General features: G+C 68.9%; 13 protein-coding genes. 4 read left to right on the top strand and 9 right to left on the bottom strand.

Annotated features, from left to right (window positions below):
• Positions 1-11: 11 nt before the first annotated feature.
• Both MELE44368_RS21685 and MELE44368_RS21680 read right to left on the bottom strand, forming a co-directional pair.
• The gene (locus MELE44368_RS21685; protein WP_128110402.1) at positions 12-701 is read right to left on the bottom strand and encodes a hypothetical protein; all 690 of its coding nucleotides are present in this window, start codon (positions 699-701) and stop codon (positions 12-14) included.
• Positions 698-1,285, bottom strand: coding sequence for a hypothetical protein (locus tag MELE44368_RS21680; protein WP_128110401.1), 588 nt, complete (start codon positions 1,283-1,285; stop codon positions 698-700). Before MELE44368_RS21680 ends, MELE44368_RS21685 begins: the two co-directional genes overlap by 4 nt.
• Before the next feature lie 75 nt (positions 1,286-1,360).
• Here MELE44368_RS21680 and MELE44368_RS21675 point away from each other — a divergent pair, with 75 nt between their 5' ends.
• A complete protein-coding gene (locus MELE44368_RS21675; RefSeq protein ID WP_128110400.1) occupies positions 1,361-3,340 on the top strand; it encodes a M13 family metallopeptidase in 1,980 nt (659 codons plus the stop codon).
• 75 nt (positions 3,341-3,415) lie between these two features.
• Here MELE44368_RS21675 and MELE44368_RS21670 read toward each other — a convergent pair whose 3' ends face one another.
• From MELE44368_RS21670 to MELE44368_RS21660, 3 genes are all read right to left on the bottom strand, one after another.
• Positions 3,416-4,489: a L,D-transpeptidase gene (locus tag MELE44368_RS21670; protein WP_128110399.1), complete on the bottom strand. Its 1,074-nt coding sequence runs from the start codon at positions 4,487-4,489 to the stop codon at positions 3,416-3,418.
• A 158-nt stretch (positions 4,490-4,647) separates the two neighbouring features.
• Positions 4,648-4,956: a copper-sensing transcriptional repressor RicR gene (gene ricR, locus MELE44368_RS21665; RefSeq protein ID WP_128110398.1), complete on the bottom strand. Its 309-nt coding sequence runs from the start codon at positions 4,954-4,956 to the stop codon at positions 4,648-4,650.
• Complete coding sequence (locus MELE44368_RS21660) at positions 4,949-5,569, bottom strand: DUF305 domain-containing protein (protein WP_128110397.1); 621 nt, start codon at positions 5,567-5,569, stop codon at positions 4,949-4,951. Before MELE44368_RS21660 ends, ricR begins: the two co-directional genes overlap by 8 nt.
• A gap of 77 nt (positions 5,570-5,646) precedes the next feature.
• Here MELE44368_RS21660 and ilvD point away from each other — a divergent pair, with 77 nt between their 5' ends.
• The 3 genes from ilvD to MELE44368_RS21645 all read left to right on the top strand — a co-directional run bounded on the left by ilvD (position 5,647) and on the right by MELE44368_RS21645 (position 8,811).
• The gene (ilvD, locus tag MELE44368_RS21655) at positions 5,647-7,371 is read left to right on the top strand and encodes a dihydroxy-acid dehydratase (RefSeq protein ID WP_128110396.1); all 1,725 of its coding nucleotides are present in this window, start codon (positions 5,647-5,649) and stop codon (positions 7,369-7,371) included.
• 47 nt (positions 7,372-7,418) lie between these two features.
• Positions 7,419-7,913: a DUF2243 domain-containing protein gene (locus MELE44368_RS21650; protein ID WP_128110395.1), complete on the top strand. Its 495-nt coding sequence runs from the start codon at positions 7,419-7,421 to the stop codon at positions 7,911-7,913.
• Between the two features lie 247 nt (positions 7,914-8,160).
• Positions 8,161-8,811: a nitroreductase family protein gene (locus MELE44368_RS21645; RefSeq protein WP_241566721.1), complete on the top strand. Its 651-nt coding sequence runs from the start codon at positions 8,161-8,163 to the stop codon at positions 8,809-8,811.
• A gap of 5 nt (positions 8,812-8,816) precedes the next feature.
• Here the strand turns inward: MELE44368_RS21645 and MELE44368_RS21640 are convergent, their stop codons facing one another.
• From MELE44368_RS21640 to MELE44368_RS21625, 4 genes are all read right to left on the bottom strand, one after another.
• Positions 8,817-9,257: an SRPBCC family protein gene (locus MELE44368_RS21640; RefSeq protein ID WP_128110394.1), complete on the bottom strand. Its 441-nt coding sequence runs from the start codon at positions 9,255-9,257 to the stop codon at positions 8,817-8,819.
• A 40-nt stretch (positions 9,258-9,297) separates the two neighbouring features.
• Positions 9,298-9,714, bottom strand: coding sequence for an SRPBCC family protein (locus tag MELE44368_RS21635; protein WP_128110393.1), 417 nt, complete (start codon positions 9,712-9,714; stop codon positions 9,298-9,300).
• Between the two features lie 16 nt (positions 9,715-9,730).
• Positions 9,731-10,393: an O-methyltransferase gene (locus tag MELE44368_RS21630; RefSeq protein WP_128110392.1), complete on the bottom strand. Its 663-nt coding sequence runs from the start codon at positions 10,391-10,393 to the stop codon at positions 9,731-9,733.
• 24 nt (positions 10,394-10,417) lie between these two features.
• A partial coding sequence (locus tag MELE44368_RS21625; RefSeq protein WP_164890196.1) for a polysaccharide deacetylase family protein occupies positions 10,418-10,824 on the bottom strand: 407 nt, incomplete at its 5' end.

Raw genomic sequence — 10,824 nt, 5'->3', positions numbered from 1 at the left:
CAAATCGCGGGCTAGCGGGAGTGGATCGGGCTCAGGTCGTCGACCAGCCAGCGGCCGTCGTGCTTGCTCAGCTGCACCCGCAGCGCGAGCACCGCGTTCTCCGGCGGCTTACCCGGCGCGTTCTGCGTGCCGCGCAGTATCACCGCGACGCTGGCCGCGCCGGGACCGATCGCCTCCACCCCCGCGGAGATGGTACTGGCCTGGGCAGAGACATTCCTACTGGTCAATTCCTTTGCGACCGTGGCGAATTGGTTCTTGAGCGCTTCGGCGCTCTGTGCCGACATCATGGCCGCCGCGCGGTCGATCGACGCGGTCGGGTTTTGCGGGGTGAACGTCGCTGAGGCTTCGGCGATGCTGGTGGCGATGCCCACCACCTCGGTGGTGTCGTCGTGCAGGGTGCGGTCGGGCACCGTCCATCGGAAGTATCCGACCGCGACCCCCGCGACCACCGCGGCGGTGGCGACCGCGGCCACCGCCAGCCGAAGACCGGGCGCGTCGTCGTCGGTGCCCAGAGTCACCCCGTCGCGGCGCGCCAGCACCACGTTGACCACCACGCCCTCGACGATCAGCAGGCACAGTATCGAGCACACCGACACCCACCACAGCGGCCACGCGAGCGCGACCCCGACGTACACCAGCGCCGCGATCGCCGCGATCGGGGCGGCCACGTCGAAGGCGGCCACCCGCCACACGTTTCTCATCGGATCGGTTCCAGCCGTGAGATGAGCAGGTTGCCGTCCACGTCGGAGACGTCCAGGCGCAGGGTCCAGCGCACCGTGCGCGGCTTGTCGTCGCCGGCGTTCTCGCTGACCGAGGTCGCCACCACCAGCACGGTGTCGGTGCGCGACGCGAACTCGGACAGTTCGGGCTGCGGCCGCGTCGGCGCCGGGTTGGAACCGGCCGGGGGCCGGTAGATTTGCTCCACCGCCACCGAGTCGACCTGCCCCCGGGTGTTGGACTGCAGCGTCTGCACCAGCTCGCGGTAGGGCTTGACGGCGGCGTCGAAGTCCGCGTTGAGCTGCCCGACCGTTCCTTCACGCAGCTTGACCATGCTGGTCTCCACGGTCTCCTTGTTCATGTTGATCAACGTGGTGGTCCAGTCGGCGGCGGTCGCCAGAACGCGGGTGCGGTACTGCAACTCCCCGACGTTCTCGCGATGCTGGGCCCAGATCAGGGCTGCCAGCACGACCGCGACGACAGCGATCACTCCCAGCACGGCTGACGCGACGCCGTAGCCGGTGAAGACGCGACCGTCGTCGGTGTCGGTGGGCTCGTCCTCGGGCATGCGCGTGAGGGTACCGGGGATGCGCCGCGAAGAAGGCCTGGCGGTGCCCGGCCAGCGTTCTGGCACCCTGGTGGGGTGACCGTTGAAGCTATTCGATCAGGCATCGACCTGAGCCACGTCGACACCGACGCCCGCCCGCAAGACGACCTGTTCGGCCACGTGAACGGCCGCTGGCTGGCCGATTACGAGATGCCGGCCGACCGTGCGACCGACGGCGCGTTCCGCTCGCTCTACGACCGCGCCGAGGAGCACGTTCGCGACCTGATCACCGAGGCGGCCGCGTCGGGGGCCGCCCAGGGCACCGATGAACAGCGCATCGGCGACCTCTACGCCAGCTTCATGGACGAGGAGACGATCGCCGCGCGGGGGGTGCAACCGCTGCTCGCCGAACTGGCCGCGATCGACGCCGCCGACAGCCCCGAGGCGCTGGGCCGGGTGCTCGGCGCGCTGCAGCGCACCGGCGTGGGCGGCGGTGTCGGCGTCTACGTCAACACCGACGCCAAGGACTCCACCCGATACCTGGTGCACATGAACCAGTCCGGGCTGGGATTGCCCGACGAGTCCTACTACCGCGAGGAGCAGCACGCCGAGATCCTGGCCGCCTACCCCAAGCACATCGCGGCGATGTTCGCGCTGGTGTACGGCGACGGCGACGGCGATGACACTGCCGCGCGGATCGTGGCGCTGGAGACCAAACTGGCCGCCGCGCACTGGGACGTCGTCAAGCGGCGCGACGCCGACCTGACCTACAACCTGCGCCGGTTCGCCGACCTGCCCGAGGAGGCGCCCGGATTCGACTGGGCCGGCTGGGTCGCCGCGCTGGGCACGATCCCTGAGCGGGCCGCCGAAGTCGTTGTGCGCCAACCCGACTACCTGACGGCGTTCGCCGCCGAGTGGTCGGGCGGCGATCTCGACGACTGGAAGGATTGGCTGCGGTGGCGGGTCATCCACGCCCGCGCGTTCCTGCTGACCGACGACCTGGTCGCCGAGGACTTCGCGTTCTACGGCCGCCTGCTCTCGGGCACCGAGCAGATCCGGGACCGGTGGAAGCGCGCCGTGTCGGTGGTGGAGAGCCTGATGGGTGACGCGGTCGGAAAGCTCTACGTGGCACGGCATTTCCCGCCGCACGCCAAGGAGCGGATGGACGAGCTGGTGGCCAACATCCGCGAGGCCTACCGGGTGAGCATCAACTCGCTGGACTGGATGACCCCGCAGACCCGCGAGAAGGCGCTGGCCAAGCTCGACAAGTTCACCCCGAAGATCGGCTACCCCAAGAAGTGGCGCGACTATTCGGCGCTGGTGATCACCCGCGACGATCTGTACGGCAACTATCAGCGCGGCTACGCCGTCGAGTACGACCGCGAGATGGCCAAGCTGGGCGGGCCGGTCGACCGCGACGAGTGGTTCATGACCCCGCAGACCGTCAACGCCTACTACAACCCGGGCATGAACGAAATCGTGTTCCCCGCAGCGATTCTGCAGCCGCCGTTCTTCGACGCCGACGCCGACGACGCGGCCAACTACGGCGGCATCGGTGCGGTGATCGGCCACGAGATCGGGCACGGGTTCGACGATCAGGGCGCCAAGTACGACGGCGACGGCAACCTGGTCGACTGGTGGACCGATCAGGACCGCACCGAGTTCGGCGCGCGCACCAAGAAGCTGATCGAGCAGTACGACGAGTACGTGCCGCGACAGCTCAGCGACGGGCACCGCGTCAACGGTGCGTTCACCGTCGGTGAGAACATCGGTGACCTCGGCGGGCTGTCGATCGCGCTGCTGGCCTACCGGTTGTCGCTGAAGGGCAAAAAGGCCCCGGTGATCGACGGGCTGACCGGCGAGCAGCGGGTCTTCTTCGGCTGGGCTCAGGTGTGGCGGACGAAATCACGTGACGCCGAAGCGATCCGGCGCCTCGCGATCGACCCGCACTCACCGCCGGAGTTCCGCTGCAACGGCGTGATCCGCAACATGGACGCGTTCTACGAGGCGTTCGACGTCACCGAGGACGACGAGCTGTACCTGGCGCCCGAACACCGGGTGCGGATCTGGAACTAGCCCTAGCCTCACCCGCGAGAAGACGCGAAAACCCCCATTTCCCTTCCGGAATGGGGTTTTCACGTCTGCTCGGCGTTAGAACATCTGCCAGTCGGATCCGCCGTCAGGCTGGTTGTACCACCCGCCGCTGGTGTTCTTGATGACGATCGGGTCGCCGCTGCCGAAGTTGTCGAAGAACCACTTGGCGTCTGCCGGCGCGAGGTTGATGCACCCGTGGCTGACATTGCTGTTGCCCTGGGCGCCGACCGACCACGGCGCGCTGTGCACGAAGATGCCCTGGTTGTCGATCCGGACCGCGTCCTTGACCTTGAGCTTGTAGCCCTCGGGGTCGTCGGTGGGCACCCCGTAGGTGGAGGAGTCCATCACGATCTCGCTGAACTTCTCCAGCACGTAGTACGTGCCGTTTCTGGTTTCGTAGCCCTTCTTGCCCATCGACACCGGGAAGGTCTTCACCAACTCGCCGTCGCGCATGATCTCCATCTGCTTGGTCTTGTCGTCGATGGTGGCCACCAACTGCTCGGGCACGCTGAAGCTCGACTTGGCGCCGCCCGCGTCGATGTGGACGACGGTGCCTGCCGGCCAGAAATCCTGCGGACGCCAGCGCACCTGCGTGTCGCTGGTCCAGTAGAACCGCCCCGGCACCGGCGGATTGGACGAGATGTGGATCGCGTCCTCGGCCATCTTGCGGTTGGCGATCGGCCGCTGGAAGTTGATGTAGATCGGCTTGGCGGCCCCCACGATGGAGCCGTTGACCGGGTTGAAGCTCGGCGGCGCGAACACCGGCGGGCCCGTGTAGGGCAGCGGGTTCTGGCCCGCGGGGGTGCCCTCGGGAATCTGCTGCGGGGCGGCCAGCGGATCCGCCGGCAGGAAGGGGTTCGGCGCGGGCGCCGGCTCGGGGGCCGGTGCCGCTTCGGCCGCGGGCACCGGCGCCGGCCCGGGTGCCGGGCCCGGCGGAGGCGGCGGGAAAGCCACCGGATCCGCGGGTGGCGGCGGGGGCGGCGGAACAGGCGCGGCGGCCGGGTCAACCGGCGCAGGCGGCGGTGGAACATCGGGCTGGGCCAGCGCGGCGGGGCTGCTCAAGACCATTCCGCCGACCAACCCGGCCGCGAAAATCGCGGTGAGCAGTCGATTCAACATCGGCTGCGGCATACGTGACCTCCCAGTCGCAGAACTTCTGTCCAGTGTGGCACAGCGCCGACATCCACCCCGGCCGTCGGGGGGTCGCCGGACCAGCGCGAATGGCCGAATACATCGCGCTGACCTGCAGGGTTCATCGGTTCCCGGCGCCGAACGTTACGACCCGGTGCTCAGGACCTCACCAGGCGGGCGATCGCCGCCGAAGCCTCGGCCAGCTTGGCGTCGGCCTGGTCGCCGCCCTCGGCCACCGCCTGGGCGACGCAGTGCCCGAGGTGCTCGTCGAGCAGACCCAGCGCCACGGACTGCAGGGCGCTGTTGACGGCGCTGATCTGGGTCAGCACGTCGATGCAGTACTTGTCCTCGTCGATCATCTTGGCGATCCCGCGGACCTGGCCCTCGATGCGGCGCAGACGCTTGGCGTAATTGTCTTTCTGCGCGGAGTAGCCGTGCGCAGCGAATTGTGTGGTCTGGTCAGCCATTGGGCCCCCTCAGCATCTGCTGCATCTGATCGATCTCGGCCTGCTGGGTGTCGATCATCGTCTGGGCCATGCGCTTGGCGTCGACGTTCTCGCCGTTGGCGATCTCGGCCTTGGCCATCTCGACGGCGCCTTCGTGGTGGCTGATCATCGACTCCAACCACAGGGTGTCGAACTCCTCGCCGTTGAGTTCGCGCAGCTTCGCCATGGTGGCCTCGTCGACCATGCCCTGCATGCCGCCGTGGTGCGCGTGCCCCTCGTCGGTGGCGGCGTCGGGGTTCTCGTTCCACTGCACCAGGAAGACCCGAAGCGCCTTGATCTCGGGTTGCTGCGCGGCCGAGATCTGCTCGGCCAGCGCGATCAGTTCCGGGTTGGTCGAACGGTCGGGAACCAGCGCCGACATCTCGACGGCCTGCTCGTGGTGCGGAATCATGTTGGTGGCGAACGCGACGTCGTCGGCGTTGTAGCCTGCGGGCTGCCCGGTGATGGCGGGGGTGTCCGGCGACTGATGGTCGGTGTGCCCATCGGAGGTCTCCGACCGGGCACACGCGGACACGAACAGCGCGGCGGCGAGCGCGACGAGAACGGCGAAGATCCTGGTTGCGAAAGACGTCATGCGGCCAGGGTACCTGATACCCCCTCGGGGTATCAGGTGGTTTTGGCAGGATGCGGACCGAAGGCATACTTAAGGACATGCCCACAGGTCCTGACCACGTCACCGAAGCCACCGAGCCCGACATCAAGCCGCGCAGTCGCGACGTCACCGACGGTCTCGAGAAGGCGGCCGCCCGCGGGATGCTGCGGGCAGTGGGCATGGGCGACGACGACTTCGCCAAGCCCCAGATCGGCGTCGGCTCGTCCTGGAACGAGATCACCCCGTGCAACCTGTCGCTGGACCGGCTGGCCAAGGCCGTCAAGGACGGGGTGCACGCCGCGGGCGGGTATCCGCTCGAGTTCGGCACGATCTCGGTGTCCGACGGCATCTCCATGGGCCATGAAGGCATGCACTTCTCGCTGGTGTCGCGCGAGGTGATCGCCGACAGCGTGGAGACCGTCATGCAGGCCGAACGCCTCGACGGCTCGGTGCTGTTGGCCGGCTGCGACAAGTCGCTGCCCGGAATGTTGATGGCCGCCGCGCGGCTGGATCTGGCGTCGGTGTTCCTCTACGCCGGGTCGATCCTGCCGGGCCGCGCCAAGCTGTCGGACGGCACCGAGCGCGAGGTCACGATCATCGACGCGTTCGAGGCGGTGGGCGCGTGCGCGCGTGGCCTGATGCCCCGCGAGGACGTCGACGCGATCGAGCGCGCGATCTGTCCGGGCGAAGGCGCCTGCGGCGGGATGTACACCGCGAACACCATGGCCAGCGCCGCCGAGGCGCTGGGCATGTCGCTGCCGGGCAGCGCGGCGCCGCCGGCCACCGACCGTCGCCGCGACGGGTTCGCCAGGCGCAGCGGCGCCGCCGTCGTCGAGATGCTGCGCCGAGGCATCACCGCCCGCGACATCCTCACCAAGGAGGCGTTCGAGAACGCGATCGCGGTGGTGATGGCCTTCGGCGGGTCGACCAACGCGGTGTTGCACCTGCTGGCCATCGCCCACGAGGCCAATGTCAAGCTGTCACTGGACGACTTCACCCGCATCGGCAACAAGGTGCCGCACCTGGCCGACGTGAAACCGTTCGGCCGCCACGTGATGACCGACGTCGACAACATCGGCGGGGTCCCGGTGGTGATGAAGGCGCTGCTGGATGCCGGTCTGCTGCACGGTGATTGCCTGACGGTGACCGGTGAGACGATGGCGCAGAACCTCGCCCACATCACGCCGCCGGACCCGGACGGCAAAGTGCTTCGGGCGCTGACTGATCCGATCCATCCCACCGGCGGCATCACGATCCTGCACGGCTCGCTGGCGCCGGAGGGCGCGGTGGTGAAGTCGGCGGGCTTCGACTCCGACGTGTTCGAGGGCACCGCCCGCGTGTTCGAGCGCGAACGCGCGGCGCTGGATGCGTTGGAGGACGGCACGATTCAGCCGGGCGATGTGGTGGTCATCCGCTACGAGGGTCCCAAGGGCGGACCGGGCATGCGCGAGATGCTCGCGATCACCGGCGCGATCAAGGGCGCCGGTCTCGGCAAGGACGTGCTGCTGATGACCGACGGCCGGTTCTCCGGCGGCACCACCGGATTGTGCGTCGGCCACATCGCCCCCGAGGCGGTCGACGGCGGCCCGATCGCGTTCCTGCGGGACGGTGACCGCGTCCGGCTCGACGTCGCCAAGGGCTCGCTCGACGTGCTCGTGGATCCTGCCGAATTCGAGGCGCGCAAGGCAGGTTTCGTGCCGCTGCCGCCGCGATACACCACCGGGGTGCTGGCCAAGTACACCAAGCTGGTCGGTTCGGCCGCCGTCGGCGCCGTTTGCACTTAGGAACTGCGGCGAGGTTTAACCGGGCCGCCGCCGGGCATTGCACCTGCATGGCAAAGCGCACGCCGGGCATCTGGCCGGGTCTGTTGTTCGGACTGGGCTTCGGCGGCTTCATCGACGGGATCGTGCTGCACGAGATCCTGCAGTGGCATCACATGATCAGCCACGCCGAGTCACCGGACACCCTGGCCGGTCTGCAGCTCAACGTGGTGGCGGACGGCTTCTTCCATGTCGGCACCTGGCTGCTGGTGATGACCGGCTCGCTCCTGACCCTGCGGTCTTGGCGGCGCGGTGAGCTGGCGCCGAACTGGTCGTTCCACGTCGGGCTGCTTCTCGCGGGCTGGGGCATCTTCAATCTGGTCGAGGGCCTGATCAACCATCATCTGCTGAACGTGCACCACGTCCGCGACGACCTCGGGGCCCCGCTGTCCTGGGACATCGGGTTCCTGCTGTCCGGGGTCCTGCTGATCGGAGTCGGCTGGCTGTTGCACCGCCGCGGGGTGCGTCACCTCGCCGAGCCCCCGGTGACCTCGGCCCGCCCGTGACGTCACTTTCCTGACCGCCCCCACCTCCTACAATGGCGCCGTACCGGCGGATTGCGGCAGCAGGAGGTGAGGGGTTTGTCCCCGGCGTTCCCCGACGCCGCGGTGCTCGAGCACGCGCTGGACCTGGCCGCGCGTGCCCCGTCGGTCCGAAACACGCAGCCGTGGCGGTGGCACGTCGACCGCCACGGTGTCCAGCTGTTCGCCGACTGGGAGCGCAGTCTCGGCACCAGCGACGCCGACCGACGCGATGTGGTGCTCAGCTGCGGCGCCGTCCTTGCACCACTACGCGGTGGCGTTCTTCGCCGCGGGCTGGTCGAGCCGGATCCACCGTTTTCCCGAAGACGGATTGCTTGCCACCCTCGCGCTCGGACAGCGGACCCCGGGGAGCGGCAGCCTCGAGCTGGCCGAGGCAATCGGGCGCCGCCGCGCCGACCGGCGGCCTTACCGCGGTGAGTTGCCCGCCGGCACGCTCGAACTGCTGACGCTGCGAGCGGAGCGCTTCGCCGTGCGGGTGGCCGCAGTGCCCGGCATTCGGTGGGCCCGACTCGGCGAGGCCGAGTTCGCGCTGCGCTACGGTGGCGACGCTGCTGGGCATGCCGGTGACGACGCCGTGATGCTGGTGCTGGCCACCGATTCCGACGGCGACGCGGCGCGGCTGCGTGCCGGCGAGGCGCTCAGCGATCTGACGCTGGCGGCGGCCGCTCTGGGGCTGGCCTCGTGTCCACTGACCGAACCCCTGCGCGACACGCGCAACCGCCTGGCGCTGGCCTGCGAGGTGTTCGACGCCGAGGCCCACCCGCAGGCGTTGATCCGGGTCGGTATGTCCGCCGCCGATGACCCACTGCCGCCGGTCGACCGACGATCCGTCGCGGAGACAACGACTTTCGACCTGAACTGAGCCCGTCAGCGGCTGCGCACCGCGAGCACCCTCTTGCGCAGACCCTTGGTCGCGGTGTCCATCAACCCCTGCGCCCCCTTGCGGACCAGGAATCCGGGCAGCGGAACCGTCGTCTCGACCGTCAGCTCCAGTCGCACGCGGGTGCGGTCTCCGTCCGGGGTCAGGGTGTAGCGACCGTCCTGCGCCTTCTGTTGCGAGGCAGTGACCAGCGTCCAGCTGACGCCGTCGTCGTGCACCTTATAGTCGAGTATCTGTTCGTCGCTGATGCCGACGATCTTGACCACCTGGCGCGATCGCTTCGGCCGGCCCTGCTCGTCGCGTTCGAGGATTTCGACCCGCTCGTGGGCCGAGGACCAATCCGGCAGCGTCTCGAGATCGTAGAGCACGGCGAGGATCTCCTCCGGCGTCGCCTCGATGACGATCTCGCGGGACTCGGTGATGGCCATGTCGGCGATTAGCCCGCCGTCGGCGGGTCGAAACGCGCACTCACGGGCGTCCACCCGCGGGCGGCGACGGCGCGCTGTCCTGACCGGCCGCCGCGACGGCGAGGCGTTCGATCCGCCGCAGCGCCTCGGCCAGCACCGGCAGATAGGCCGGCGCCCACAGCGGCGCGCTCATCCAGGCCCGGCAGCGCTGATCGCCGGGTTCGACTCCGTGCCGGGTGGCCGGCACTCCGGCCACCCGCCACCCCCACATCCGTCCCGGATCCAAATCGCTGATGGTGAACGGCAACGGAACCCCGACCGGCGTCCACACCCGCCCGGTGGCCCCGAGTTCGAAGCCCGGCCCGTCCAGCGCAGCGCCGGACACCGTCGGACCCCAGCGCGGCCAGGCGTCGAGGTCGACGAGGATCTGCCACACGGTGTCCGCGGGCGCCGGGATGTCTCTGCTCACCGTCCACATTCCGGCGGTGTACCCACTACGTCACGATCGCGATCGCGAAGCCGTCCCAGCCCTTGGTCCCGACGGTCTGGATCGCGGCCGTCTCCAGCCGTGGGTGGCCGCCCATCATCTCCAGCATGTCGCGCACGGCCTTGGCCTGATGGTCGTCCGGAGCGGGTTCCAGTACGCGGCCGAAGCGAGCGATGTTGTCCACCACGATGATTGCGCCGGCGTTGCTGAGCTCGATCGCCCATTCGACGTAGGCGACGTTGTTCTCCTTGTCGGCGTCGATGAACACCATGTCGAACTTCTCGTCGCGGTCGGCCAGCGTGGGCAGCGTGTCGAGCGCGGCGCCGACGACGATCTCGACTCGATCCGCCACGCCTGCGCGGGCCAGGTTTTCGCGTGCCACCTCGGCGTGCGCCGGCTCGTACTCGAGCGTGACGATGCGACCGGTCGGCCCGACACCGCGCGCCAGGTTGATGGTGCTGTAGCCGGCGAGGGTTCCGATCTCCAGCACACGAGACGCCCGCGTCGCCATCGCGAGCACGTTGAGCAGCTTGCCGTGTTGGGCCGACACCTCGATCGCGGGCATGCCTGCGGCGGCGGCCGACTCGCGCGCCGCGGTCAGCGCCGCGTCTTCGGTGTTCAACACGCGGGTGAACAGTTCGTCGAGTGCTTTCGGATCCGGCTCCGCCACCCGATCGACGTTAGCCCATCGGGGTCAGGGCCTCAGGAAGACGTCGTCCAGCGTCACGGTGCGCAGGCGACGCCCGCGGATGAGTTCGACGAGCTGGTCGTAGACCTGCGTGACGGGTTCGTGGTTGAGGTGGCCGACCACGATGGTCTGCGGGGTGAAGAACCGCTCGGCCAGCCGGAGGACTTCGTCGGCGGGGATCCACGCGTGGTCCTTCAGGTCGCCCGACCACAGCGTGGTGGCGGTATAGCCCAGTTCACCCGCCACCTTGTCGACGTGCTCGTTGTGCGCGCCGTACGGCGGCCGGTAGTACGGCCGGACGTCGACTCCGTATGTCTTCCAGAGGAAGTCGTGATTGTGGCGGAACTGCTCGGCGACATCGGCCAGGGGAACGTCCCGGGGAGTGGTGTAAGTGATGGCGGCGTGTCGGTCCC

The organism is Mycolicibacterium elephantis DSM 44368 (assembly GCF_004014805.1).
GTDB classification, from domain to species: domain Bacteria; phylum Actinomycetota; class Actinomycetes; order Mycobacteriales; family Mycobacteriaceae; genus Mycobacterium; species Mycobacterium elephantis.
This window is presented reverse-complemented; position numbering and strand designations above follow the sequence as displayed.